The organism is Flammeovirga kamogawensis (assembly GCF_018736065.1).
Taxonomy (GTDB): domain Bacteria; phylum Bacteroidota; class Bacteroidia; order Cytophagales; family Flammeovirgaceae; genus Flammeovirga; species Flammeovirga kamogawensis.
This window is the reverse complement of the sequence record NZ_CP076128.1, coordinates 4,529,887-4,556,069: the sequence shown is the minus strand read 5'-3', so window position 1 is coordinate 4,556,069 and position 26,183 is coordinate 4,529,887. Positions and strand designations below refer to the sequence as shown.

Sequence of the window (26,183 nt, the reverse complement as noted above, 5' to 3'; positions counted from 1 at the left end):
GACAAACAGGTATATAGTAACAATCTATCATACTGTGTCATAAAACAAAAAATACAATCCTAATACACATATAACAAACAATAATGAATTACAATTACATTAATTTCAAAACCCTTATCACTTAAAAAAATAACATAATCATTTAATAGAACTAACAAGTCTTAAAAAAGAAAACTCAGAGGATAGTTCAAGAACATATATTTGCGATTTTTAAATAAAAAAAACTGAAAGTACCAATGGCACTTCCAGTAAAACTTTTATTTAAATCTACTTTGAAGTATCTCATTATTGTGAGATCTTTTTCTTCTTGAAGTAAATAAAGTTGAGAACCATATTATTAATAATAATATTTAAGTTGTTCGTTCAAAGTCCTCAAGCTTAACTATCGCAAAATAGTTTTTTGATATTCAGGGAGTAATTAAAACTCCCTGAAATAAATATCTGTTTTAGTATCCAGGGTTTTGATCTGCTTCAGTAATTCCAGGGTTACCATTAATTTCATCTAATGGAATTGGAAATAACTCGTGCTTACCAGAAACGAAACCAAGATCTCCAAGTTCTTGCTCTGCTAAACCCCATCTTACTAAATCCCAATAACGAGTACCTTCAAAAGCAAGCTCAACACGTCTTTCGTTAACAATTGCATCAAATAAAGCTGCACCAGATACTGTAGCATCATAATCCGCTAAACCACCCGCTCTTTGTCTTAATTTGTTAAGCATATTTCTAGCATCAGTTTCTCTACCTTCTCTATAATAAGCTTCTGCTGCTAATAATAGAACATCAGAATAACGTAATAATCTCCAGTTTACTGTGTAGTTTAATTCAGGAGTTGCACCACCTTCACCTGTAGTTTCAGATTCAAAAGTTGTATACTTAGCTCTCACTAAACCTTCTGTATCCCAACCATCATTAAATTTTTGACCGTACAGTTTTTTTAAACCTTCAGCATCTAAAACAGTTGCATTTCTACGTCCATCAGTTGCTTCAAAAGCATCAAATAAAGATTGTGTAGGAGGTAAAAATCCCCAACCGGCAATTAGTTTTGCATCTTCTTCAGGAACAACATCTTCGATTACATCTAAAGATCTTGGTCCAGATAATTGAACATGTCTGTTATCATGAGCATCTCTATTCCAAGTTGTATTTCCCCAGTTATCACCGTTAGAAATGAATGACGCCTCAAACAATGATTCTTTGCCAAATTCAGTACTTTGTAAAGATAAAGTTGAAAAGTTTGGCTCTAAGCCTACCTCTGAACCTTCTGTTTGAATAACACTTTCTAAAGGACCAATAGCATTTGTATAATCTCCTTTATATACTCTTACTTTACCTAATAAACCTTGAGCAGCTTGCTTATTTGCTCTAAAAGCATCAGCAGTACCTTCAAATGAAGATTTATTCGGTAATACACTAATTGCTTCGCTTAAATCTTTCTCAATTTGAGCATAAACATCAGCTTTTGGACTTCTAGGCATACCATCTGTTAAACCAGTTGGAGGTACTAACCATAAAGGTACATCACCAAATACAGTAACTAATTCAAAATAGTAGTAAGCTCTTAAAAATTTAGCTTCACCTACCATTCTCTTCATCAAATCACTCTGTGCATCTGTAACATTAGTAATAATTTGATTTGTTCTGTAAATACCAAAGTAATTTGTTTGATAAACTGATCTTACAGCTAAATTCTCAGCATGCCATCTAAAATCATCAATCTCTTGTAATTGAGGTTGATCACCTGCTGATGAACCACCACAATTTAAACCATCAGAAGGTAAATTTTTGATAACGAATGGACTATTCCAACCATTCATTTGATCTGATGATAAAAGATCGTAAGCTGCTACCAAACCTAATTGCAGTTGCTCTTCTGTTTGATAATATGTAGATGCTTCTGATTTACCATATGGCTCTACTTCTAAAAACTCTGATGAACAAGATGAAAGCATTGCTGTTGCCGCTAGCACAGTCAATAATTTCTTAAATTTATATATTTTCATTTTAGTATTTCTTTGTTAATTGTATGATTTAGAAAGTAACTGCAAGACCAAATAACAGTTTTCTAGAAACAGGGTATGTACCAAAATCAACTCCCTGTGCATTATTTTCTTTACTACCAATCTCTGGGTCAACACCATCGTAATTTGTAAAAGTAAAGAAGTCATTAAGAGATACATACACTCTTGCTCTGCTTAATAATGCTTTAGATGCAATTTTACTAGGAAGCGTATATCCTAATTGAATTTGTCTAATTTTCAAGTAGCTAGCATCTTGTACTAATAAATCACTCTTAAAGTATCTAGCATCTAAATAATCCGCTCTTGGATAAGAAGCGTTATCACCGTTACTTCTCCAACGGTCTTGTGTAATACTAGACAATCTATTTACTGCTTTATTATCAGCTCTCATGAAAGCAATATAATTTTGGTGACCTGTTGCACCTTGCAAGAAGATGTTTAAGTCGAAACCTTTATATGCTGCTGAGATATTTGCTCCGTAAATAAATGTTGGGTGTGGAGATCCAATATTTGTTACATCTTGATCATTAATTTCACCATCTCCGTTAATATCTTTTACGATCGGATCACCTGGTGCAATATCACCACCGTTTGTAATTTTATTTTCTTCTTTCCATTGTGCGATATGTGCTTCATCTCTGAAGATACCTTCGTTTTGGAATCCTCTATAATACCAAACAGGGAAACCTTCTTCAAAGTAAGTTAAAGTACCTGCAACAGGTAAAGACGCACCATTAATTCTTGTAAGTTCTTCTGGCACTGACACTACTTCATTCTTATTAAATGAACCATTTAAGCTTACATCATAAGTAAATTCGTTTTCACTATTTCTATATCCTAAAATTAGTTCAAGACCTTCGTTAGAAACTGTACCTGCATTAGTGTAAGGAGCATAGTTACCTTGAGAAAGTGCAGGAGAAGCTGTTGTTAAAAGATCTTTTGTTAATTTCTTATAGTAATCAGCTGTAAAATAAATTTTACTATCTAAAGCTCTTAAGTCGATACCAATGTTTGTTTGCTCAGAAGTTTCCCACTTTAAATTTGGATTAGCTAATACTTCTGGCTCAGCACCTGTCATAAGAATATCATCAGAACCAGGATAAGAAATACCTGTTGTTCTAATTAATGATCTGTATTGATCTGGTTGTAAGTTTGATAAGCTACCGTTTTGACCCCAGCTACCTCTAACTTTTAAGTAATCAATTGCACTGATATTCCAGAAGCTCTCGTTAGAAACATTCCAACCTACAGACACTGAAGGGAATGTACCCCACTTATTCTCTGATCCAAATAAAGAAGAACCATCTCTACGGAATGTTGCTTCAATTATATATCTATTATCATAATCATAAGATACACGTGCAAAATACGATGCTAGAGTCTTCATTTCGTTTCCTCCACCAACACGGTCATTATCTCTAGAAGTTACATAGTTAGGATATCTGAATTGATTATTTTCAACAACCATATTACCAGCCTTAGTATCTAGGTTTCTGTAGTTATTTTCTTGAGCAGATACACCTATTAAACCTGTAATTGTACTTTTACCAATCTTAGTATTATATGTAGCAAAGTTTTCCCACATCCAAGTACTCCATGATTGCTCATTTGCTGTTACTGTAGGTGCATTCTCATGTTTTTGAGAGTTCGCCCAGAAACTAGGGTTCCAGCTATTATAACTTCCTTGAGCAATATCGAAACCAATTCTAGAACTAATTTTAAGTCCTTTTACAGGCTTAAGATTAATCATACCAGTAGTTAATATCTTATTTTCAGTATAAACTCCTCTAGCATTTTCTAATTTAGTAAGAGGGTTATATATCTCCCCTTTTAAGAAGTCATTATTAGTAACTCCATAATAATTACCATCTTGATCACGTGTTAAAAGCTTTCCTTCATTTAATTTTTCTTGCATGTAAGGAGTTAATTCATTTGGAGCATATCTAGCTTTTGCAGTTGGATCCATTAATAAAGCTGCATTTACAAGACCATTATATGCATCATCTTCTGTTATAGTTGCTCTTTTAGAATTTGTAATTGCAATGTTAGCAGATACATCTATCCAATCTTTAATATCTCTTGTTAAATTTAAGCGACCATTAATTCTTTCATAACTTGCTTTATCACCACCGATTACACCATCTTGAGAAGTATAACCTGCGCTTAATAAATAAGAACCTTTATCTGATCCTCCTGAGAATGATAAGTTATGACTCATCATTGGTGCTTCTTGAGCTGCTGCGTCTAAAAAGTTTGTTCCTTGACCTTGGTTATTTGGATTTGGCACATAGAAACCTTCAATATCATTTAATTCTTTTTGATGTGCTTCTTGCATGAACTGTGCATACTCCTGAGCATTCATCATTTGAGGATTGTTACCTAATGTTTGGATGCCATACTGGAAAGAGTAGTCAATACTTGATTTAGCACCTTTCTTACCACCTTTAGTAGTAATGATTACAACACCATTTGCTCCTTCAGAACCATAAATAGCAGAAGATGCCGCATCTTTTAATACTTCCATAGATGCAATATCTGATGGAGATAAGAAACTAATGTTACCCGTTTTCATACCATCAACAATATATAAAGGATCACTATTACCGTTAGATCCTGCACCACGAATACGAATTTTTATTCCGTTACCTGGAGAACCTGATTGAGGTGTTACTGTAACACCTGCAGCTTTACCTTGTAATGCTTGTTCTGCAGAAATTGCTGAACTTACAATATCATCAGCATCTACACTAGCAATTGCACCAGTTACTAATGATTTCTTTTGAACTCCATAACCAACTACAACTACTTCTTCTAGTTGTTCAGCATCTACTTCTAATGATACATCAAATGTTGTACGTGTACCAATTGCCATTTCTTTATCTAGATAACCAATAAAGCTAAACACTAATGTTTGAGCAGATTCTTCAACATTTAAAGAAAATTTACCATCAAAATTAGTTACTGTACCAGTAGTTGTTCCTTTGATTTGTACGTTTACACCAGGAAGAGGAGCTGAATCCTCTCCTAAGATAGTTCCTGTTAGAACTTTATCTTGTGCTAATAATTGTGTACTAGTTAGCGACATAAAAGCAAATAGGAATACCCCTAAAATACTTTTAAAGTTTAGTAGCTTGAGCATGTTTTTAGTAGAAAAAATTTAATAATAGTAATAATAATATCCATTTCGGATTACTTCACTTTTAAAAAAAATGTGTTAAAAGTGCCTAGAATAACTTATTCAGAATACATAGAATAGATTGAGAATTTTTAGTAGAAGTGAATAAATTAAATAGCCTGAAAATTGTAAATAGTTATTAGTTAACTCATGTAGATAAATTTAAAGTTCCATTTCAATTATTAGTTCGACGTCGTATACAACATTAGGAAGAATGTAAAAAAACATGAAAATTATTAAGATACTTTTTTACACTTTAAATACAACATTAATACTACATCTATTTTTAAACAACTAATAAACAGGACTTTAAAAGCTAATTTTCACTATTTTATTTTACAACAACTTTTATTAACAATAAACAAAAAGGCCAATTGATTAGTTATAATCAATCGGCCTTTAACTTAATAGAAGTAATAAATGACGTAATCTTTTTCTACCATATGATTAAATTTCATCATAAAGCCACTTCAAAATTTTATTCCCGGTAGCTGAAATATTCACTTCTCTTGTTTTTGTTAATTGTAACAATTGTGCTTCTGTCTTTTCAGCAGTAGATAATGCTATCCAAACTGTACCAACTGGTTTCTCTTTTGTTCCACCTCCAGGTCCTGCAATCCCTGTAGTTGCAATTCCAAAATCTGCATTATATTTCACTCTAACATTGTTAGCCATTTGCAAAGCTGTTTCTTCACTTACAGCACCATGTTCTAATAGCGTTTCTCCTTTAACATCAAGTTGTGTCATTTTTATTTCATTACTATAAGACACTATACCTCCATTATAAAAGGCAGAACACCCAGAAAGAGTTGTAATCCTTTTTGCAACCGCTCCGCCAGTACAAGATTCAGCAGTTGCTAAAGTCAACTCCTTTTCAATCATCTTATTCATAATCATTTGCTCGATTTCCACATCCTCTTCTGCAAATAAATTATCTCCTAATAAAGGGCGTAATTTTTCTATTTGCTCATCAATTGCATTATCTAAAATCTCTTTGTTATCTCCAACAGCTGTTAATCTTAACCTAACTTGTCCAAATCTTGGTAAATAAGCTAAACCAATAAATTCAGGTAACGCATTTTCCCACTCTTCAATTTGATCTGCTAATAAAGATTCAGGAATACCCATCGTTCTAAGCATTTTATGAACTATGAAAGGAGTATCATATTTTTTCTGAAGTTTCTCTAAAATTGAATCAGACATTAAACGTTTCATTTCATAAGGTACGCCTGGCATAGATACAAATGTTTTGTTTCCCTGTTCAAACCACATACCTGGAGCTGTACCAACAGGATTCATTATAACTTCACCATTTTCTGGAACTTCTGCTTGAAGCCTATTTAAATCAGTTAAAGCTCTATTCCTAGTTTTAAATAATTCTGCAATGTTATCAAAAACTTCTTGCCTAAACGTCATCCCTACATTAAAATACTCTGCAATAGTCTTTTTTGTGATGTCATCTTTTGTTGGTCCTAGTCCTCCTGTAATTAATATTATATCGGCTCGCTTTTGTGCTTCATCTAAAATAGTTAAGATTTCTTCTTTAGTATCGCCAATAGATGTTTTACGAATTACCTTAAAACCTAGCTTATTTAATTCCTGCCCTATCCATTGAGAATTAGTGTCTGTAATCTGTCCATAGAGAATCTCATCTCCAATTGTTACAATTTCTACGTAAGTATGCTTTTTCATATATGTTTTGTTTTTAAATTCTTATCTCCGAAATTATAGATTCATAATGCATTTAAAAATGAGTAGACCAAATAAATTTCGATTAATAGGTATAATGTCTGGTACAAGCCTAGATGGCATCGATTTATGTTATGCTGAATTTTGGAAAGACAATAATAGACAATGGAAATATTACATGCCATACACCGAAAGTGTTGATTACACTGATGAATGGCGAAGTAAATTAGACCAAGCTGAAAACCTTTCTGCATTCGAATATATACAATTAGATCGTGCATTAGGTAAGAAACTAGGGCAACATGCAAAAAGTTTTATAGACAAATATCAACTTAAAGTTGATTATGTTTGTAGTCATGGACATACTATTTTTCATCAAACAGAATTAGGTATTACTTCTCAGATTGGAGGAGGTCCAGAAATTGCAGCAGAAAGTAAGCATAATGTTATAAATGACTTTAGAATTTCTGATGTTGCTTTAGGGGGTCAAGGTGCTCCATTGGTTCCTATTGGTGATAGGCTTTTATTTCATGATTATCATTACCGTTTAAATTTAGGGGGTATTGCTAACATTTCTTATGATGTAAATAGTGAAACTATTGCGTTTGATGTCGCTCCTGCAAATATGCCGCTCAATTATTATATGCGTACTTTGGGCAAAGAATTTGATAAAGATGGTAAACTTAGTAGTACCGGTAAAGTGAATCAAGAAGTATATAAAAAGCTAAATGATTTACCTTTTTACGAAACTTTCCAGACAAAATCTTTAGGTAAAGAATGGGTATTCGAACATTATATCCCTCTTTTAAATCAGATAGAAAAAATTGAAGATAGATTAGCTACTAGTATTGAACATACAGCCTATCAAACTGCTAGAATTATAGACAATGCAGCCAAGAAATCAAAATTTAATTTTGGTAAGTCAAGATTACTGATTACAGGTGGTGGAGCTTTCAATACTTTTCTTATTGATAGAATAAAAGCACATTGTACCTCTACAGAAATTGTTATCCCATCAGATAAAATCATCAATTATAAAGAAGCACTATTATTTGCTTTTTTAGGGTGTTTACGTATAAAAAAAGAGAACAACAGCTTAAAAAGTGTCACTGGAGCCTCTATAGATAATTGCGGGGGAGTAATTCACCATATCTTCACAAAGTCTCCTGAAATAGTTAACCCCACAGAAGACATTACAGACGAAATGCCCTCTTTTAATAAAATAATTGGTTGTGGAGGATAAAAATACAAGAAGAATATTCGATATTAAATGAGAATCAACATAAAAACTATGCGCATACAATACAATGCTCCTGTTACACTGACCTATACTTTTATCAGTGCTGCATTTATTATACTAAAAGAATTTCTTTTTATAGACTTAACTTCTATTTTTTCTGTTGGGGGATATGGCTCAATGGCAATTACAAATCCTGTAACATATATACGCCTTTTTACTCATGTAATTGGCCACGGAAGTTGGGAACACTTTATGGGTAATTTCACTTATATTCTCCTATTAGGACCTATTTTAGAAGAGAAATATGGAAGTAAGCAATTATTAAATATGATTCTTGTAACAGCATTTATTACAGGTATTATTAATGCAATATTCTTATCAAGTGGACTTCTTGGTGCTAGTGGTGTGGTATTTATGTTTATACTTCTGAGTTCAATTGTAAATGTACAAAAAGGTGGAATACCACTTACTTTTGTATTAATAGTTATACTGTTTTTAGGACAAGAACTACTTTCCGCTTTTGACAAAGACAATATTTCACAATTAGCCCATGTTATTGGTGGTATTTGTGGGGCAATTTTTGGTTTTAGTATTGATAAACATAATTCTAAGAAGATTGAAAGTTAGAACAGTTCTTTTTATTAGCAACTGATTAATCTCTCTCCTCTATATTTCCTTGGTTAGCAATATCTTTGTTCGTGTATCTATACGATTCTTTGTCATCTATATACTGCATGACATCGTAAAGGTGCACGAACAATTGTTTTCCACCTAAGGTATCTACTATACTAGTTTTAAAAAGTAAATCTCTAACAGGCCCAACAACGGTTACCATATATACTTCTATTCCTTTTTTATTTGCTTTTCCAATAAACAACTTCAACTCTGTAAGGGCAGTAACATCTATATAATTAATACTTTCAGATTTTATAATAATTGATGTTATGTTGTTACGTTCATCAACAAGTTCTTTTATTGTATCAATAACAAATTTTATGTTACTAAAATAAAGAGGTGCATCAATCCTTAAAATTAAGACTCCATCTTTTTCCTTCGCCGATTCAAAACGTAAAATATTTCTGTGAATATGAGTCCCTTCAATCTTTCCTAAAACAGCCATATGAGGGTAAAGAGAATGATACATAAACACAGCAACAGATGCTGATAAACCAGCTGTAAGTCCTATTATTACGCCAAATTCTATTGTAGTTAAGAAAGTGATTATAACAACTACAAATTCTCTTTTCTTTAAAAAATAGATATTTTTGAAGTAATTAAAACTAAATAAACTCGGAGTAGCTGCAATAATAATTCCTCCTAAAACAGCTTTAGGCAAATAATAAAATACATGGGTCATAAATAATAAAACTAGGGCAATCATAACAGTAGATACCAAATTCGATGCTCTTGTATTTGCTCCAGATTCACTATTTATTGCTGTTCTAGAAAAACTTGAACTTGCTTGATACCCTCCAAATAAAGCACCCACTGCATTGGCTATACCTAGAGCTATAAATTCTTGATTCGGATTAGTTTTACTACCAGGTTCATCGACAGATTTAGAAATACTATTTGATACTGTAAAACCAATAATGGCAACAACTAAAGCCACAGGAATTATCTCTAATAAATTTACTGAAGAAAAATCAAGTAATTGAAAAGACGGTAATCCTTTAGGGATTGTACCAATAACACTGATTCCAAATTCTTCTAAATTAAAAACTATACTTAAAGTTATACCTATCACTACAACAATTGGCGTTGATATTTTAGATAGATCAAATCGTTTTAAAAGTAAAATCATTAAAATTGTAGAAGTACCAAGCCCAAAAGTAAGTAGATCAAACTGATCCCAATTATTTATCATATTGATGATATTCTTATGAAAATAATTGGAGCTTTCGTGGTCTATTCCTAATACGTGTTTAAACTGACTAAACCCAATTAATAATGCAGCCGCAGTTGTAAATCCTTTTAATAATGGTTCTGAAAAGAAGTTAGCTATAAAGCCTAATTTTATATTACCTGCAATAAATTGAAAAATTCCAGCTAAGAAAACAATTATAAGTACATGTTCAACATAGGCAGTCTCTGTAAGTGCAATACCAATTCCTGCCATACCAGAGGCTAATAACATAGAATCTAATGCAGCAGGACCAATAACTAATTTGTTTGATGAGCCAAAGAAGAAATAAAGTAATGGTGCCATTAAAGAGGCATATAAACCATATTCTACAGGAACACCCGCAATAACTGCATAAGCCATACCTTGAGGTATAAGTAATACCCCAGTCGCAAAACCAGCAGAAAGATCTCCTGTTAAAAATGCTTTCTTATAATTTTTGATTAAGGATAAAAATGGTAATTTTTCTTGAATTGCCCCCATACAGAAAATGGATTATTATATTTTTATTTTCACTTCTAAGTTATCTAGATTATTCTAAATAATTCTTAAACAGCATTCAAATTATCTAAATTGTTTACAAACAATTCAACACAAAGTAAAGTTATCAACATTTAAAGTGTTATTTATCAGAAAGTTATCAACATTCTATAATATTTAACAAGAAAAACACAAATAGTATTAGAATAATTATACAGTTATCAACATTGCAATGTGAACAAACTGAATCTTTGCAATGATTTTTAAAACAAATCACAGCTCATAAATAGAATTATGCAAATATACTATTGTCTTTCTTTAAGAATACAGTAAATTTGAAATTAATTATTCACTGTTAAACTTTCTTTAGTTTTCGCTTAAAATATTTTACCTAATTTGATTTAGATTTTTAAAAACTATGTATTAACAGTATATTTTTTCACTTTGTAAAATAATTAATAGAACTATTGATGTGTAAGCTCTGTTAATTTTACAATTACAAAGTAATTCATTATTTGTTTTATCTTATTTCCCCTTTTGTGAAAGCATTAAAACTTAAAACAAAAACATATCTTCGCAGATTTGCGGTAGGTGATATTCATGGCTGCTACAAGACTTTTAAATTTCTCTTAGAAGATGAACTAAAAATCACTACTCAAGATGTTATTTTCTTAGTGGGCGATTATATACACAAAGGACCAAATAGTGAAAAGGTTATTGACTATATAATTGATCTTCAAAAAGATGGATACAATATCTTCCCAATTAGAGGTAATCACGAAGAAAACCTAATCAATAGACAAAGAACTTATCGCCCTACTTTTGCACGTTTTATTGCTAAGATGAATACTCGATATGGAAAATCTATATTAAGTAAAGACGGAGAGCTGTACTTAAAACATAAAGAGTTTTTTAAAGCGTTACCTTACAGAATACAAATTGAGGATTATCACATTGTTCATGCTGGTTTTAATTATGATGCAGAAAAGCCAAAAAAGGATTTTGATGCAATGCTTAATACTAGAAAACCACTTCCGGATATTTTACCTAAAATGTTAAAGAAAAGGCGTGTTATACATGGACATACTCCTATTTCTATTGAAAAAATAAAACAAAACATTACAGATCATTATCCGCTAATTAATATAGATTCCGGCTGTGCTTTCTTTAAAAAAATTACGCATGAGCAGGTTAATCAACTAGGTTATTTGTCTTGTTTTAATTTAGATACTCAAACGCTTATTACCGTAAGAAATAAAGATCAGGAGCCTCAGTTTTTAAATACTGTGCCTGCTTATCATTAAGTAATTGATTACCTTGTTATTTGTCGTCTTTTTACGATATTCACTTAAGTTTTATTTTACCTAAATCAATATATGAAGCTCTTACTTGTAGTTAACCCAATTTCTGGAGATATAGATAAAGAACCATTTTTAAATGATGCAGAAAATCTTCTGAATCTGTATGAGATTGAATTTACCGTTTATAAAACTACTGGTAAAAATGATTTAGAGATTCTAAGGTCTTATATCAATACAGTAAAGCCTCATAAAGTAGCTTCTATTGGTGGAGATGGCACAACACTTTTTACATCAATTGCTTTGCTAGGTACAGGTATACCGATGGGAATTATTCCGTTAGGTTCTGCAAACGGTATGGCTGTAGAACTTTTTGTTGACCCAGACCCGATGAATGCACTGAAAGATATTATTATGTCTGATATGACTAGAGGACTAGATCTTTTACAAGTAAATAAAGAACATTATTGTTTACACATTGGTGATATTGGTGTGAATGCACAAATAGTAAATGGTTATTCTAATGACCCCAACAGAGGGATGACAACCTATTTTAAATACTTTTTAGAGCAATTAAAAGTAAAAAACATTATTGATTATAAAATTGAAATTGATGGTGAATTTTATCAAGAATCTGGAATTATGCTTGCAATATGTAATGCAAGAAAATTTGGTACTGGGGTTCCATTAAATAGTATTAGTAATCCTTTTGATGGTAAATTTGAATTGGTAGCAATACCAGAAATGAATTTTGAAGATCTAATAATTGTAGGCCTCTCTAAGTTTGATGAAAGCTTTTTAGAAGATGCAAATGGTAACGTGTATTCTGCAGAGAAAGCAACCATTCATTTTGAGAAAACGCAACTACTTCAATTAGATGGTGAAGTAATTGGTGATATTGATACTTTAGAAATTGAAGTTCTCCCGGCGGCTATTAAATATATAACAACAAAAAGAAACACTTTAGTTTCTTAGTAAACTACTTGTATTATTCTTACTTGTAAAAATATACTTGCACTTCTTTTATCATTTAAAATGATGAAAAGAAGTGCTTTTTTGTGTTTAAATACCAATTTTTACTCCAAAAAACAATTGAAGAGGTGGGTATTCTGTAAATAGATTTTCTGTATTGGTCTGGTCATATTTATTACGAACAGCAACCATATGAAATCTCCAATTTTTATTTTTAATAGGGTAATATTCAATACGTAAACTTAGTGTTTGTAATAACTGAGAAGTATATGAACTTGATTCTTTTGCACTGCTTATCGGATCTAACTTATTATAGATATACTCTACAAATGGACGAAATTTCTCTCCTTTGTATGTTAGTTTAACAGGTATAGATTGATATTGCGTCTATTCAAGAAATCCATTAATATTAATAACTCTAGCGTAATCCACATCTAATTCCCAATCAGAGTATAAAAATTCTACACCAAGATTACTCATATGACCAATGGTATTTTGATTATTTTTCTCAACCGTTAAACTCATTGACGTATTAATATGATCTGATATATGCCCCGACCAATAGAGGTTCTGCTGCAAGTTTACATTGTTTAAACTATCAGGTACTGAATTTACTAACTGATAAGTGAATTGTTGTTTTGAATCTGTTGTATAACGAACTGTCATCCCAGACGAGAACATATTTAAATACTGCCTAACCTCACTGTATTGATAGACATCATTTGGGCTTACATGCTCTTCAAAAGTACCAATGTTCACCATTGATTTACCTAATGTAAGCATCCATTTTTTATTGGAAGTAGTATAACTAATATTCGCTAACATAATATCTTCTGATAAATTATTAGCTCCATCAGAAAGACTTAAAGGTGTTATTTACAAGGTATAATTCACCTGATCTGAGACAGCTCCATACACGCCTAAAAATACGTGATCAAACTGAAATTTATTATCTGTTTCTCCAGAATTAATAGATGTATAGCTATCAAATCTAACATCATAAATTAAATTAAAGTGTGATATTTCTTGAGGAAAAACACTTAAACTACTAATAAACAGTACAAATACACTTATTACTTTTTTCATTATTCTTTGATTTTTGAGAGAACCCAAATATCATTCAAATGATAAAATAACAGATAGTACAATTGTTTACGAAATTAGTATAAATGTATAAACCTATAAATTAAGCTTATAATTTATGTTTCGATTTTCTCATTTCAGATGGTGAAATTCCATAATGAGACACAAAGCTTTTTGTTAAATGATTAACATCTGTGTAAGAAAACTCATAAGACAATTCAGTTATCGTTTTTGAAGTAGTCATAATTTCTACTTTTAAACTTTCAACTTTTTTCTCTTGATAATACTTGTACATAGTATTACCTAAAACAGCCTTAAAAATATTATTTAGCTTAATTTTATTAATACCATATTCTTTAACAAAAGATTCTACAGAGATTTTATTACGCAAGTTGTCATGCATAAAGTCTCTAATACTGTAAACAGTTTCTAGCTAATAATTAGAAAAAAGGTGTGTATCTTTTTTATCGTCAATGTGAAGTAGAATATTATCTACTAAAAGTTTCAACTCTGTTAATTTTACACGAATCCATGCTCTTTTAATTATTGGGTCAATATCACTTCGCATCTTTTCTGATACCGATTTCTTCCAAATCATAATATGTTCATTTCCTGTATGGAATATATAATTCCCTAGATTTAGAAGTTTTTTCATCACTTCATTTATTTTATATTTTTCATAGTTTATAGCATAAGTTAAAATAAATTTCCTTTCACCTTCCTTGTACTTCAAGTTAAAATGCTCTTCATTCTTTAAAAAGATAAAACCATTAGGAAGATTAAGTACCAATTTCTTTTTTCCTTGATCTAGCTCTACTCCATTTAAAAATAGATGTACAGATAGATCATATTTAATATCATGATGAATTTTAAATTCTGTTGCTTTCTTTGCAGTATAATCCATTGCAGTAACCCTATATTCTGGCTCTTCATGTACCATCATCTGCCCTTTAACGATATCATTATCAAATACTATTTGATTATCATTAATAATTTCTCCTCCAAGGTTTTTATGAATAAAATCAATAATTCGTTCTTCGTCTCTTTCCTTAAATTCTATCTTTTTCATACCTATTGTTATAAAGAAAAGTCATTGATCTATTTTTATTTATCTAAAATACATTTATCACAACTAAAATAAAAACTTCACAAAGTGCCTTATCCAATAAAAAATTATGCATAAAAAAAGCATTGAAATAACTTCCAATGCTTTTTAAAAATCTTATAGTTACACTACAGTGTATATCCTAATTTTTCAAGATCTTGATGAAAGTATTGTTTTCCTTCTTCAGACACCTCAGCCAATTCTACAACATATCCTCCTGGAGTTTCATACCTACCTTGAAATCCCATGGGAACTGCAGATTTTTCTTGAAGAACTTTCATACCTGCTGCTTCTGCATTTCTTAAAGTCGATTCCATATCTTTTGTCCAATAAAGTACTTTAGTACGTTCTAAGTATTCTGGAAAGCCTTCTAAAGAATCTGTAATTACTGCTGAAATATTACCATGAGGAGAGGTTAATGCGACAACTCTCAGATTCCCTAACTTAGGCATATCAAAAACATATTCAACTTCTGCGTCAAAGTTCTTAAGGTAATTTTTAATAAACGCTGTGCCCTCGGCAACTTTAACAAATACTCTAATATATTCTTTGCTCGAAAAGTTAGATGATAAATTTTTCATTCTTTTAATTTTTAATGTCTTTATAAATTTAATACATCTAAGTAACAATGTTTCTTATTTTGATTTATCGTATTTTACACTCATTAACCGTATTTTTATCTACTTATTTAAAATAAATTAACTCTCAAAAAAAGGTTACAAAAAGCTGGTATAAAAGGATAAAAGTTACTTATAAAAGTATATAAAATAACTAGTGTACAAATCATAAAACTAGCTTTACGATCTATTATTGATAGTTTTTTAAAGTTGATTGTAATACCCTAAAAAAGACAAGCTTAGTATAAAATGGTTTTCAGTATTCTTATATATGGTATAATAATGAGAAAAAAAGCTGCTAATTCTTCAAATAATTGATATTTAATTCTAGTTCTAATTTTCTTTTGATTTATAAATACTTAGATACAAAAAAGAGCTCAAATAGCTTTATCAATTGATCAAACTTCAATCAACATATATAATAAAGAATCGTCTGGCTCTATAAGTTCAAAATCAAAAATCCATCTATAATTAATCTTTATATAGAAGCAGGTTAAAATATTTTTTTTCAAAAAAAATAAAAAAATCAGAATAGTTGTGTCTTTTTCTAACCTACTCCATACTACATAGACGAAAACAATTTAAAACTTAAAAATAAATATCGTCATGAATAAAATAGTAAAAGTATTGCACCAGTCTTGTTGTGGAGTTAACCCTAACATCAAAAACCAACTTGAAAAAATTGCTAAAGAAAATAACGTAGCAATTGATGTAGTAGACATCACAGATATAATGGAAACTATGCAATATGGTACAATGGATTTCCCATCAATAGTGATAGATGGAAAAGTACACTCTTATAGACAAAACAATACAGACGAAGCTGTGAAAGAAATGCTTATAGCATAACTATGTATTGCTCAATTTAAATCGGAAAAAATATTTTTTTATTTTTTCCGATTGCACTAATTCAACCGCTTTTAAAAAAGCACATATTAAAAAGAAAATGGAAAGTTTATTAATAAAAGCTGCAGATTACCTTGTTTATCAATTATTAGGTATAGATGCAGGAACAACTCTCGGTAGTGCATTACATTACTTCCTTGTTGGTACTACTCATATTATCCTATTAGTTATTATCATTACCTATTTAATGGGTATTATTCAAAGTTATCTTCCATTAAATAAAATCCGAAGCTACCTAGAAAACAACAAGAAATTTGGTTTTGGAAACATATTAGCATCAGTACTTGGTGCTGTAACACCTTTCTGTTCATGTTCTTCAATTCCTCTTTTTGTAGGAATGATGCAGTCTAGAATTCCACTTGGTATAGCATTATCTTTCTTAATTACTTCACCTTTAGTAAACGAGGTAGCTATTGCTTTATTCTTAGTAAGCTACGGTTTAAAATTTACATTAATTTATGTACTATTTGGTATTCTGTTAGGTGTTATAGGAGGTATTGTTCTAGAGAAATTAGGAATGGCAAAATATGTTGCAGATTGGGTTCAAAACCTTGCAGAAACTCATGCTATTGAAGAAGAAGATAAACGTAGTTTAAGAGAACGTCTTCCTGAAATAAATAAAGAAACTATACAAACATTAAAAAAGTTAATTCCATACATTACTGTTGGTTTAGCTATTGGATCTTTTATCCATGGATATGTACCTGCTGAATTCTTCCATAAATACATTAGTGTAGATAACCCTTTTGCAGTTCCAATAGCAGTACTAACTGCAATACCTTTATATATTGATGCTGTGGGAATCTTACCAGTAATTGATACTTTAATTGCTAAAGGTGTACCAATGGGAACTGCAATCGCATTTATGATGGGAGCTGTTGGATTATCATTACCAGAAGCACTACTTCTAAAAAAGGTAATGAAAAAACAATTAATCTTTGCTTTCTTCGGAACAATTGGGTTCGGAATGATACTAGCAGGATACTTCTTTAATATAATGTTTAGCTAATGAGAACTTTATTCAATTCAGTAACGGCGGTATTTACCGCCTTACTGGCATCTACTTGTTGTCTAGGCCCCTTACTTTCAATTGTTGGACTTTTAGGTGTTTCTGCAGCATCATTAGCATGGCTAATCAGCGTTAAACCTTACCTCATTAGTATTAGTCTGTTACTTACATTTTATAATTTATATCAGGCTTATTTTCCTAAAAAAGAAACTGCCTGTTGCACTGTAGATAATGACTATTTACAATTAAGTCAATCAGAGAAACAAACAGTACACTTCTTCCAATCAAAGGGATTTTTATGGGGAGTAACCATCGTTACAATAATTACAATTGTATTACCGTATATCAATTTTTAAAGCAATGAAAGAAATAATAATTATAAGCAGCCTATTACTAGGAACCATAACTTCTTGTACTACAAATACAAAAGAGAATACAACAGAAGTTACTGTAAGTACTGAGCAAACTCAGAAAACATATACATTAAAAAAATTCAAATCAAGTTGTTGTGTTGGAATAGTAAAGTATTCCTTAGACGAATTAGATGGTTTTATAATGATGAAACCCAATTTAGAAAAATCTGAAATTACTGTTTGGTATGATCAAAATAAATCATCTGAACAAGAAATTATTAATGCTATCAACACAACACCTTATAAGGTACTATAAATCAACTACTCATTATCTATACCTATTTTCACTAACGTGGAGATAAGTATAGATTTTTTTATGTAAGATTCATCATTCCCCATTCTCAAGGCTTAGTTTTATTTGATCTTTACTCTCACAACTATCATTTACAGAGCAACTCACAAAGTTTCCCTTTGCATCATATTCTATATCACAACATTGATTAAAAAGTTCTAATAATTTCTTCCTAGCTCTTTGTATCCTCATCTTAGCACCAGAAAGACCTATTCCTAATTTATCAGCAATTTGCTGTTGAGATAAACCGTCAATATCAGCCCATTTTAAAGGCTCACCATATTCCTTTGGTAAAAGATTTATCATTGATATTATATAGTCTGCCGTACCAATACTTTCTTGTTCATGATCTACAAAAGATGTCTCTTCCAACAAACTTTCTGTATCTAATTTGTGTGATTGATAATAAGAGTAGATTACATTTCTAGCAACTTGAAATAACCATGCTTTTAAATTCTGAATTTCTGCAGGTTTAGAACAAGCTTCTGTAAGTTTAACCATTACTTCTTGGGTTAAATCATCTACATCTTCTTTATTCTTTAATTTCTTATTAATAAAAGAATGGATGTAGTCATAATAATCAACTACAATCTCGTTCATGTTATTACATTGCTTATTTTCCATATCTCAAATTTAATAATTTTCCCACCACTTAGAAGTTGGATATACTCTACCATCACCTACAATAAAAACTTCTCCAAGTTCTGGTGTAGTTAGCGGCATATCTAATTCTTTTGCTTTGATTGTTACTCTTTCTACGGGGTCTATCCAAGAATGTAAAGATAAAGTAAATGCACCCCAATGTACAGGCATCATTACTTTAGCATTTACATCTACGGCTGCTTGAGCAGATTCTTCAGGCATCATGTGTATTTGTGCCCAATTTTTATTGTATTGCCCACATTCCATCAATGCGATATCAAAAGGACCATATTTCTTTCCAATTTCTTTAAAGTGATCTGCGTAACCTCCATCACCACTAAAGAAAACTTTTTGCTTCTTTCCTTCAATCACCCAAGAACCCCACATCGTTTTATTTCTATCAGTAATTCCTCTTCCAGAAAAATGCCTTGATGGGGTAAGAACAATATTTAATTCTTTGAAGATCGCTTCTTGCCACCAGTTCATTTCATGAATTTTTTCTGATGGAATTCCCCAAGCTCTAAAATGGGCACCAACACCCAAAGGAACATAATATTCCTCCACCTTGTGTTTCAATTTTTCAATTGATTTATAATCGAGGTGGTCATAATGGTCATGTGATATAATGATAGCATCAATTGTTGGTAACTGATCTATTGCAATAGGAAGCTCTTTACTGTATCTGTTTTCTCCTAACATTGGATGAGGAGCCGCTACTTGACCCAACATCGGATCTACAAGTATCTTCTTAGTATCAATTTCTAAAAGAAATGCAGAATGCCCAAACCATGTTATTCTAGTTAATGAATCATTAGCTAATAGCGTTTCTTGTGTAATTTTATTTGGAACAATATCTTCTGATGGTCGTGAATTTTCTATACCATTTGCATATGCTTGAATGGTTTCCCAAAGTGAAGATAAACTCATATCTAAAGATGTTGGCACTAAGTTAAAAAAGCCATCATCATTATAATGGCCAGATGCTTTATAACGAGCAATATCTTCGTCAGAGTGCTCTCCCCCAAATTCAGGGCTAAGGTATAAAAAGCCAAAACCGTAAATTAAAAATGCGGCTATAATTATAGCCATTAATACAGCTAATCGTTTAAAGAAAGTTTTCAATGTGTAGTATGTATTATGAAATAAGAATAATGAACAACATTCAATTTAATCTTTTCTAATTAATATCTCCTATATATAATTACATGTAAACTTTAATAAGATCTTTATTATTGAATATCATAGGCTTAAAAATACAATACTTAATAAAGGTTATTATACTGATAATGAGTTAAATAATACAATAAATATATTTTTAATTATACTATAATATAATCAAAAACAACAGTTTGTGTATAAACATCTGATTTACAATACTGTACAAACAAAAAAAAAGACTTGTTGTTTCTAATAAAAAAACTATATATGCAACCTTTTAATTACCCTTTTGTCTATTATAAAGAACTCAATTTCGAAAAGAACAATAACATAGTATAAATAATTTAAACAATGAAATCTATAATTTTAACCTCCCTATTCTCTCTATTTTCAATTTTATCTTTTGCTCAGAAAAAAGATACAAAACCATTTCCTTGTAAAGATTTCACTAAACTAGAATTAGATGGTGGGTTTAATGTTGTTCTTGTAAAAGGAGAATATTGCAGTGCCTACGCAGAAGGGAAAACAAAAGATTTAGAAGAAATGAAAATGGTTCAGAGTGGTGACAGACTTAGTTTTACCAATATAAAGAAGAAAAATAATGGGTCTGATAAAAACATAAATGGCAAAAATGATTTAACACTATATATTCAAATTGTTGACTTAAAAGAAATAGAATCTAACTTGGTTGGTACACTTACAAATGAAGGTGTACTTAATTTCAATAATCTTAAATTAGAAATGAACAGTGTCGGGGGCACTACATTACGTTTTAATCTTAATCATTTAGATTTTGAATACAATGGTATTGGTAAAGTTGAACTTGTTGGAAACGCAAAATCTACCAACTTAGAATATAGTGGAATTGGTTCTGTAGATGCTCGAGATTTCCTTGTAAAAGATATGATAATTGAATGTGACGGGATTGGCAGTGTAAAAGTAAATGCAAGTAATTCTATCAAAATGGAATCTAGTGGGATTGGTAGTATAAAAAATTACGGTAACGCAAAAGACTAAACATTCCATACTCTCTCTTACACAAAAATAGCCCCTTTAGAAGTATCTAAAGGGGCTAATTTATTAAAAAGGTTTATGATCTATTCTACTTTTACCTTAACAAATTCGGTTTTTTCATTATTGGAGAGTCGAACAATATAATAATCAGGTTTAAGAGAATGTTCGATTTTACCCGTTAAATTAAAATCATTAGACTGCATTACAGACTGTCCTGAGAAGTTAAAAACTTCTAGAGAATGATATTCACGATGTCCAAATAATTGTATTACTCCTTTTGCAATACCAACTTTTAATTCACTTTCTAAATCAAATAAAGATAATGGAGATGAAGCATCGAATATCATTTCTAACCTGTTGATATTATCTCCTGCAGGTAAACTGATTGTTGCATCAGTATTTTTTAAATCATATACTTTATTGGATACTCTATCCCTTAGAATAATATCATAACTATCCATATTATCCATTTTTGGAATAGAAAAAGTAATTGTTTTTGCATTAGCTAATGACAACCCAATTGGTACTACTTTTCGAGATATACCCACATTATCTAATGCTTGAATCACATAATGTTCATCTGTATCAGACATTAAAGAATACAGAGAAAAGCTCGGGTTACCTTTAAATTTTTTACTATCATATTGTACATCTAAGTAATCACTTGCATCTTCTTTAAAAGCAATTAATATCTGATTAAATTCTCCATTATCGCCATCGGCATCTAACCAAAACCTTGCTAAGGGAACATCTTCTGCTTTCTTTCTAAAAAACTGATTATTGGTTGTTGTCCGCATTGCATTCGTAAAAGTAACATCACCTGTTGATGCTGCTGACACAAAGAAGCCCTGCCCTACAGCAATATTTCCATTTGGTGTTGTACCATCACCCCCAGCAACTGCACCTAAAGTTGGATGCCATGTAGCATAATCAGAATTATCAAAAACATCTACATTAGATTCATCATGATCCCAAAAATAAAGCGTATTTGCTATTCTATTTGTGCCACTTTCTCCGTTTTCAGCTACGAATAACGTTGCACTTATTGGAGCTAAATAAGGGTTACCTATTAAATTATATCCCGTAAATGTTCCATTTGTGACAGTATATTCTACATTCCCATTATTAGGAATACCACTAATTACTTGTGTACCTACATTTTCAGAAATGTACCCTCTACCCGGAACCATATTTTCAGTATAAGCATTCCAACCTCTACTTAATCCAGTACTATCTGTTCCTACTGCATCTTCTGGATTATACCTAAAGGGATTCTCTCCCCAATTAAACGTAAGTGATGTATATGGGCTAGCAAAATAATGATAAACCTTATCAATACCTGCCCCAGACAAAGTATAATTTACATTTCCAGTTCCACTATTTCCATTTGAACCTGTCTGTGTAATGTACTCCCCATTATCTAAAGTTAATGTTCCTTCGGTAATTAAACGATCTGCAAGTGTTATTGATCCTCCAGCGTCTAAACTTACAGATGCTCCTGTAGAAATAAGTAAATTATTTATGCTAAAAGGAGCAGCAACAACATAATTTACTCCTTCTCCAATAACAGTATTTACTGCAGAAGTTGGAGCTGAATTCGACCAAGTCGTACCATTATAATGTGTATATATATCTGAGTTTACCCAATCAGTATTCTCCATATTCTGTAAAACACCATGGTTATTGTTAGATGTTCTATCATATAAAGTACTTCCTTTATGGCAATTCATATTAAAGTAAGCTTCAAGATTACCTTCTGTACCATCTAGGGTAGCGAACATTTCGTTTATAAGCTCATCATTGGTTTTTACTTTACTCCAAATTCTTAATTCATCATATTTCCCATCAAAAAATAACAGTGGAGATGAACTATATTCTGCACCTAAGTAAAGACTAGATAATCCTGTTCTTATTGTACCACCCGTACTTCCTCTATCGTTTGTAACCACTGGTTCACCATCAATGTAAAGTAGTAAATACCTACCATCAAAAGTCATGGCAACATGATGCCATCCTGAAAACCCACCTGGTAAAATATAGTTTGCACTCTGGTAATTACCTAAACCATTATCGTAATATTCTGCTATTAATTGAGTGCCATTTAATATAAACGCCATTCCACTTGCCTCTGTAGAACTAATAATTTTTTCTGTTGATGATGGAGTCCAATCTGTAGCATTCACCCAAATTTCGACTGTCCATGCATCTTTATCAGGAAAAAAAGGAGTATCTAATCCAAAATCAACATATTCATCTATGCCATCTAATGCTAAACCATTTCCGGGTGCTTGATTCATGAAGTAAATTCCCAAATCTGTTTTATTATAATTAGCAACAACAGTGTTTAGATAAGTAGTAAAAGCCCCATCGCCAAAAGTTACCGTTAAATTATCTATACTATTGGCAGTTGCATGTGCTGTTACCGTTCCACTCAGTGTCATTGTAATTTGAGTATCAGAGTCTCTAATAAAAGTAGTACTTAACCCAGAAGGCACATTTGAAGATGAAATTCTATTTGCTGAAACAACATCTGCTGAAAAGGTATCATCAGTTAAAGTAATTACAACAGATTCATTAATACTACCATCATTAGCTGTACTCTCAAGAAAAATAGTTTTATCGTATGAAAGAGCAGTGGTGTAAGCATCGATAAAATCAATAGAAAAATCTGCTTTATTATAATTGCCAATTAATGTGGCATCATTACCCGAAAAAGCTGAATTTGCAAAAACTACTGAAAGGTTAGCAATATCGTTAGCATTTTCATGGGCTGTTGCATTCCCTGTTAAAGAAATATCAACAGTTGTTTCTGATGTTCTTATTACTGACCCCACTAACCCTGCCGGTAAATTTGTAAAGGTTACTTTACTATCAGATACAAAATTATCATTATCACTTCCTGTAAAAGTATCTCCCGTTACAGCTACACTTATCGTTTCTACAATAGAACCATTGTTAGTAGTTGTATTTTCTGTAAACGATGATGAAAAATAATTTAACTGAGTAATTTGCCATGTAGCTGTCACCCAATCATCATTGGTCATATTATATAATGCCCCAATAGAAACACTTGAGCCACTACTTGCAAAAAATGTCCCTGTGAGGTAGTTAAAATCTATATATCTATTTAAATCTGTTTCATTTCCAATAGCTTCAAAGTTCATTTTTTCCACTATTTCTGTTTGTGAAAGTACTTTATCCCAAATTCTAAGCTCATCAATTTCACCTGGAAAGTGATCTGTATCTTCACTATCATATAACTTTTTACCGATCGTTAAATCATTTGTTATTGAGGTGAAAATTCTTGGAAGACTTGACGGGTTACTATCATCTAAAACACCATTGATATATAATTTTGCATCTACTCCACCTTCATTAGTATAAGCAATATGAGACCATTCTCCAGCTTGTACTGTGCTTATAGAATTCAATTGATAAGTATCCGATGATTGATCTTCGACTTTAAAAAATACAGACAATGTTCCATCTGTATTGACTTTAAGTGATATATTTTCTGCTGTTGAATTTGCCTGGCCAACAGTATAAACATTACCTGAAGATGATAATGTTGGTTTTACCCAAACCTCAAAACTAAAATCATCTCCTAGAGTAAGGTTTGAAGATATTGCGTAATCATTAACCCCATCAAAAGCTAAACAATTCTTAGGAGGATCAGAATAAATAATACTTAAATTAGATCTATTATAACCTGTAAAAGCACTAGCATTATTATTACTAAAAGCAGCATCTTGAAAAGTAAAAGTTAAATTCGAAATATTGTCACTTACTTCATGAGCAACTGCATTACCTGTAAAACTCACCTGCAAAGATGTATTAGAAACTTTTGTGCCTACCGCAGTTAAACCAGCTGGTAAATTTGAAACAATAAGTTTATTATCAGCAATAAAATCATCTCCAATTGTACCTAAGAAATCCCCATTTGAAAGTGTAATATCAATTGTTTCTGCTATTGAACCATCATTTTCTACTGCTTCTATTAATGATGAAGTGCTATACGTTAAAGCTGTGCTTAACCAATCTCCAGCAACCCAATCATCATTGGTCATATTAACTAACGATACATCATATCCATTAGGGCTATTATCGGGTATAGTTGCCCCTGATAACTCATTCATAGAATAACTTGCCAGAAGGTTCGTTTCATCTCCTATCAATTGATCATTCATTGCAGCAGTAATTTCCGCTGGGGTTAACACTTGATTCCAAACTCTAAACTCATCAATCTTTCCAGTGAAAAAGTTACTCTGGGTTGTCGTGTTTGATTTTGCCCCTAAAAATACACTTATTGTTTCTCCAGTGAACCCACCACTATTTGTGTTTTCAACTTCTAGAGTACCGTTCAAAATAATTCTTGTAGTGATTCCGTCTCTCACTAGAGCAACATGAATCCATTGATTAGTATTTATTGTTGTAGAACCAGTTGTGTTATTTCCTGCAAACCCATTCCAAGAAATAAGTATACCATTATTAAGCCTTAAATTGAGTTGTTCTGTACTAGATTTAAATTGAAAAAGGAAATTATTACCCGTTACATTTTCAGGTCTAAACCACCCTTCCGCAGTGAAATTTTGAGGTAATGCAAATTGAGAAGAATTCGCATAATCATCAATACCATCTAAATGAATTGCATTATTAGGTTTAGGATCATTAAAATTTAAACTGATATCACTCTTTAAGCTATTTGTCACTAAAGAATTATCTCCTGAAGTAAATGCTGAATTTTCGAATGAAATTGTAAGGTTTGAAATATCTTCTATGTTACCATGATTAGTAGCATTGCCTGAAAGTGCAAAAACAACCTCAGTTGTTGAGTTATAAGTAACAGACGCTGTTAATCCTACAGGTAAATTTGTTATCGTAACTTTATTACTCGTTATAAAATCTTCGTTTAATGTACCTGCAAAAGTACCTCCCGTTTGGGTTATAGTTATTGTTTCTGTAAATGATCCGTTATTAGTAGTTGTCTCGTTTAAAACATTTGTACTATAGCTTAAAGAAGCAGAATAATAACCACTGTTTACATTAGCAACAATACTGTTATTTGTAAATATAGATGCTGTTACATTTGGAGATAATAAACAGAAAAAAGAGAGTCCTATACTATATAGAATTTTAGTAAAAATATTTTCCATATCAATTGTGGGT

The 26,183-nt window shown here is 31.3% G+C and carries 21 protein-coding genes; 9 read left to right on the top strand and 12 right to left on the bottom strand.

Going from position 1 to position 26,183, the window contains the following annotated elements; genetic code table 11:
- Nucleotides 1-446 precede the first annotated feature (446 nt).
- From KM029_RS18545 to KM029_RS18535, 3 genes are all read right to left on the bottom strand, one after another.
- Nucleotides 447-2,003 carry a RagB/SusD family nutrient uptake outer membrane protein gene (locus KM029_RS18545; protein ID WP_144074678.1) on the bottom strand — a complete coding sequence of 519 codons (1,557 nt, stop codon included), beginning with the start codon at nucleotides 2,001-2,003 and terminating at the stop codon, nucleotides 447-449.
- A gap of 28 nt (nucleotides 2,004-2,031) precedes the next feature.
- A complete protein-coding gene (locus KM029_RS18540) occupies nucleotides 2,032-5,160 on the bottom strand; it encodes a SusC/RagA family TonB-linked outer membrane protein (RefSeq protein WP_144074677.1) in 3,129 nt (1,042 codons plus the stop codon).
- A gap of 483 nt (nucleotides 5,161-5,643) precedes the next feature.
- Entirely contained in the window at nucleotides 5,644-6,888 is a 1,245-nt protein-coding gene (locus KM029_RS18535; protein WP_144074676.1) for a competence/damage-inducible protein A, read from the bottom strand.
- Nucleotides 6,889-6,946: 58 nt separating this feature from the next.
- Between KM029_RS18535 and KM029_RS18530 the strand changes: the two genes are divergently transcribed.
- Both KM029_RS18530 and KM029_RS18525 read left to right on the top strand, forming a co-directional pair.
- On the top strand, nucleotides 6,947-8,128 hold the full coding sequence (locus KM029_RS18530; protein ID WP_158631106.1) for an anhydro-N-acetylmuramic acid kinase: 1,182 nt from the start codon (nucleotides 6,947-6,949) through the stop codon (nucleotides 8,126-8,128).
- A 48-nt stretch (nucleotides 8,129-8,176) separates the two neighbouring features.
- Nucleotides 8,177-8,752, top strand: coding sequence for a rhomboid family intramembrane serine protease (locus KM029_RS18525; RefSeq protein WP_144074674.1), 576 nt, complete (start codon nucleotides 8,177-8,179; stop codon nucleotides 8,750-8,752).
- Between the two features lie 25 nt (nucleotides 8,753-8,777).
- Here the strand turns inward: KM029_RS18525 and KM029_RS18520 are convergent, their stop codons facing one another.
- Complete coding sequence (locus KM029_RS18520) at nucleotides 8,778-10,511, bottom strand: SulP family inorganic anion transporter (RefSeq protein ID WP_144074673.1); 1,734 nt, start codon at nucleotides 10,509-10,511, stop codon at nucleotides 8,778-8,780.
- A 536-nt stretch (nucleotides 10,512-11,047) separates the two neighbouring features.
- Here KM029_RS18520 and KM029_RS18515 point away from each other — a divergent pair.
- Both KM029_RS18515 and KM029_RS18510 read left to right on the top strand, forming a co-directional pair.
- Complete coding sequence (locus tag KM029_RS18515) at nucleotides 11,048-11,812, top strand: metallophosphoesterase family protein (protein ID WP_158631105.1); 765 nt, start codon at nucleotides 11,048-11,050, stop codon at nucleotides 11,810-11,812.
- A 72-nt stretch (nucleotides 11,813-11,884) separates the two neighbouring features.
- Nucleotides 11,885-12,781: a diacylglycerol/lipid kinase family protein gene (locus tag KM029_RS18510; RefSeq protein ID WP_144074671.1), complete on the top strand. Its 897-nt coding sequence runs from the start codon at nucleotides 11,885-11,887 to the stop codon at nucleotides 12,779-12,781.
- Nucleotides 12,782-13,165: 384 nt separating this feature from the next.
- On the opposite strand, the gene KM029_RS18505 is transcribed toward KM029_RS18510, so the two are convergent.
- The 5 genes from KM029_RS18505 to KM029_RS18485 all read right to left on the bottom strand — a co-directional run bounded on the left by KM029_RS18505 (nucleotide 13,166) and on the right by KM029_RS18485 (nucleotide 15,547).
- Nucleotides 13,166-13,603, bottom strand: a complete 438-nt coding sequence (locus KM029_RS18505; protein WP_144074670.1) for a hypothetical protein — start codon at nucleotides 13,601-13,603, stop codon at nucleotides 13,166-13,168.
- A gap of 51 nt (nucleotides 13,604-13,654) precedes the next feature.
- Nucleotides 13,655-13,864: a hypothetical protein gene (locus tag KM029_RS18500; RefSeq protein WP_144074669.1), complete on the bottom strand. Its 210-nt coding sequence runs from the start codon at nucleotides 13,862-13,864 to the stop codon at nucleotides 13,655-13,657.
- Between the two features lie 106 nt (nucleotides 13,865-13,970).
- Nucleotides 13,971-14,252: a helix-turn-helix domain-containing protein gene (locus KM029_RS18495; protein WP_158631104.1), complete on the bottom strand. Its 282-nt coding sequence runs from the start codon at nucleotides 14,250-14,252 to the stop codon at nucleotides 13,971-13,973.
- A 42-nt stretch (nucleotides 14,253-14,294) separates the two neighbouring features.
- Nucleotides 14,295-14,930 carry a hypothetical protein gene (locus KM029_RS18490; protein WP_144074667.1) on the bottom strand — a complete coding sequence of 212 codons (636 nt, stop codon included), beginning with the start codon at nucleotides 14,928-14,930 and terminating at the stop codon, nucleotides 14,295-14,297.
- 164 nt (nucleotides 14,931-15,094) lie between these two features.
- Complete coding sequence (locus KM029_RS18485) at nucleotides 15,095-15,547, bottom strand: hypothetical protein (protein WP_144074666.1); 453 nt, start codon at nucleotides 15,545-15,547, stop codon at nucleotides 15,095-15,097.
- A 642-nt stretch (nucleotides 15,548-16,189) separates the two neighbouring features.
- On the opposite strand from KM029_RS18485, the gene KM029_RS18480 reads away from it, so the two are divergent.
- The 4 genes from KM029_RS18480 to KM029_RS18465 all read left to right on the top strand — a co-directional run bounded on the left by KM029_RS18480 (nucleotide 16,190) and on the right by KM029_RS18465 (nucleotide 18,167).
- The gene (locus KM029_RS18480) at nucleotides 16,190-16,432 is read left to right on the top strand and encodes a thioredoxin family protein (protein ID WP_144074665.1); all 243 of its coding nucleotides are present in this window, start codon (nucleotides 16,190-16,192) and stop codon (nucleotides 16,430-16,432) included.
- Between the two features lie 97 nt (nucleotides 16,433-16,529).
- Nucleotides 16,530-17,498 (top strand): permease, encoded by a 969-nt coding sequence (locus tag KM029_RS18475; protein WP_144074664.1) that lies wholly within the window; start codon nucleotides 16,530-16,532, stop codon nucleotides 17,496-17,498.
- A complete protein-coding gene (locus KM029_RS18470; RefSeq protein ID WP_144074663.1) occupies nucleotides 17,498-17,854 on the top strand; it encodes a hypothetical protein in 357 nt (118 codons plus the stop codon). Before KM029_RS18475 ends, KM029_RS18470 begins: the two co-directional genes overlap by 1 nt.
- Nucleotides 17,855-17,858: 4 nt before the next feature.
- The gene (locus KM029_RS18465) at nucleotides 17,859-18,167 is read left to right on the top strand and encodes a heavy-metal-associated domain-containing protein (RefSeq protein ID WP_144074662.1); all 309 of its coding nucleotides are present in this window, start codon (nucleotides 17,859-17,861) and stop codon (nucleotides 18,165-18,167) included.
- Nucleotides 18,168-18,239: 72 nt separating this feature from the next.
- On the opposite strand, the gene KM029_RS18460 is transcribed toward KM029_RS18465, so the two are convergent.
- Nucleotides 18,240-18,827, bottom strand: coding sequence for a sigma-70 family RNA polymerase sigma factor (locus tag KM029_RS18460; protein WP_144074661.1), 588 nt, complete (start codon nucleotides 18,825-18,827; stop codon nucleotides 18,240-18,242).
- A 9-nt stretch (nucleotides 18,828-18,836) separates the two neighbouring features.
- The gene (locus tag KM029_RS18455) at nucleotides 18,837-19,967 is read right to left on the bottom strand and encodes an MBL fold metallo-hydrolase (protein ID WP_205125448.1); all 1,131 of its coding nucleotides are present in this window, start codon (nucleotides 19,965-19,967) and stop codon (nucleotides 18,837-18,839) included.
- Between the two features lie 387 nt (nucleotides 19,968-20,354).
- Between KM029_RS18455 and KM029_RS18450 the strand changes: the two genes are divergently transcribed.
- Nucleotides 20,355-21,020: a head GIN domain-containing protein gene (locus KM029_RS18450; RefSeq protein WP_144074659.1), complete on the top strand. Its 666-nt coding sequence runs from the start codon at nucleotides 20,355-20,357 to the stop codon at nucleotides 21,018-21,020.
- An 80-nt stretch (nucleotides 21,021-21,100) separates the two neighbouring features.
- Here KM029_RS18450 and KM029_RS18445 read toward each other — a convergent pair whose 3' ends face one another.
- Nucleotides 21,101-26,170, bottom strand: a complete 5,070-nt coding sequence (locus KM029_RS18445; protein ID WP_144074658.1) for a LamG domain-containing protein — start codon at nucleotides 26,168-26,170, stop codon at nucleotides 21,101-21,103.
- Between the last annotated feature and the right edge of the window lie 13 nt (nucleotides 26,171-26,183).

Excerpts from the sequence above, each read along its gene's own strand:
- KM029_RS18520 (WP_144074673.1), bottom strand. The coding sequence starts at position 10,511 with ATGGGGGCAATTCAAGAAAAATTACCATTTTTATCCTTAATCAAAAAT.
- KM029_RS18490 (WP_144074667.1), bottom strand. The coding sequence starts at position 14,930 with ATGAAAAAGATAGAATTTAAGGAAAGAGACGAAGAACGAATTATTGAT.
- KM029_RS18505 (WP_144074670.1), bottom strand. The coding sequence starts at position 13,603 with ATGTTAGCGAATATTAGTTATACTACTTCCAATAAAAAATGGATGCTT.
- KM029_RS18500 (WP_144074669.1), bottom strand. The coding sequence starts at position 13,864 with ATGAAAAAAGTAATAAGTGTATTTGTACTGTTTATTAGTAGTTTAAGT.
- KM029_RS18530 (WP_158631106.1), top strand. The coding sequence starts at position 6,947 with ATGAGTAGACCAAATAAATTTCGATTAATAGGTATAATGTCTGGTACA.
- KM029_RS18540 (WP_144074677.1), bottom strand. The coding sequence starts at position 5,160 with ATGCTCAAGCTACTAAACTTTAAAAGTATTTTAGGGGTATTCCTATTT.
- KM029_RS18510 (WP_144074671.1), top strand. The coding sequence starts at position 11,885 with ATGAAGCTCTTACTTGTAGTTAACCCAATTTCTGGAGATATAGATAAA.
- KM029_RS18480 (WP_144074665.1), top strand. The coding sequence starts at position 16,190 with ATGAATAAAATAGTAAAAGTATTGCACCAGTCTTGTTGTGGAGTTAAC.
- KM029_RS18485 (WP_144074666.1), bottom strand. The coding sequence starts at position 15,547 with ATGAAAAATTTATCATCTAACTTTTCGAGCAAAGAATATATTAGAGTA.
- KM029_RS18525 (WP_144074674.1), top strand. The coding sequence starts at position 8,177 with ATGCGCATACAATACAATGCTCCTGTTACACTGACCTATACTTTTATC.
- KM029_RS18545 (WP_144074678.1), bottom strand. The coding sequence starts at position 2,003 with ATGAAAATATATAAATTTAAGAAATTATTGACTGTGCTAGCGGCAACA.
- KM029_RS18535 (WP_144074676.1), bottom strand. The coding sequence starts at position 6,888 with ATGAAAAAGCATACTTACGTAGAAATTGTAACAATTGGAGATGAGATT.
- KM029_RS18465 (WP_144074662.1), top strand. The coding sequence starts at position 17,859 with ATGAAAGAAATAATAATTATAAGCAGCCTATTACTAGGAACCATAACT.
- KM029_RS18450 (WP_144074659.1), top strand. The coding sequence starts at position 20,355 with ATGAAATCTATAATTTTAACCTCCCTATTCTCTCTATTTTCAATTTTA.
- KM029_RS18445 (WP_144074658.1), bottom strand. The coding sequence starts at position 26,170 with ATGGAAAATATTTTTACTAAAATTCTATATAGTATAGGACTCTCTTTT.
- KM029_RS18460 (WP_144074661.1), bottom strand. The coding sequence starts at position 18,827 with ATGGAAAATAAGCAATGTAATAACATGAACGAGATTGTAGTTGATTAT.
- KM029_RS18475 (WP_144074664.1), top strand. The coding sequence starts at position 16,530 with ATGGAAAGTTTATTAATAAAAGCTGCAGATTACCTTGTTTATCAATTA.
- KM029_RS18470 (WP_144074663.1), top strand. The coding sequence starts at position 17,498 with ATGAGAACTTTATTCAATTCAGTAACGGCGGTATTTACCGCCTTACTG.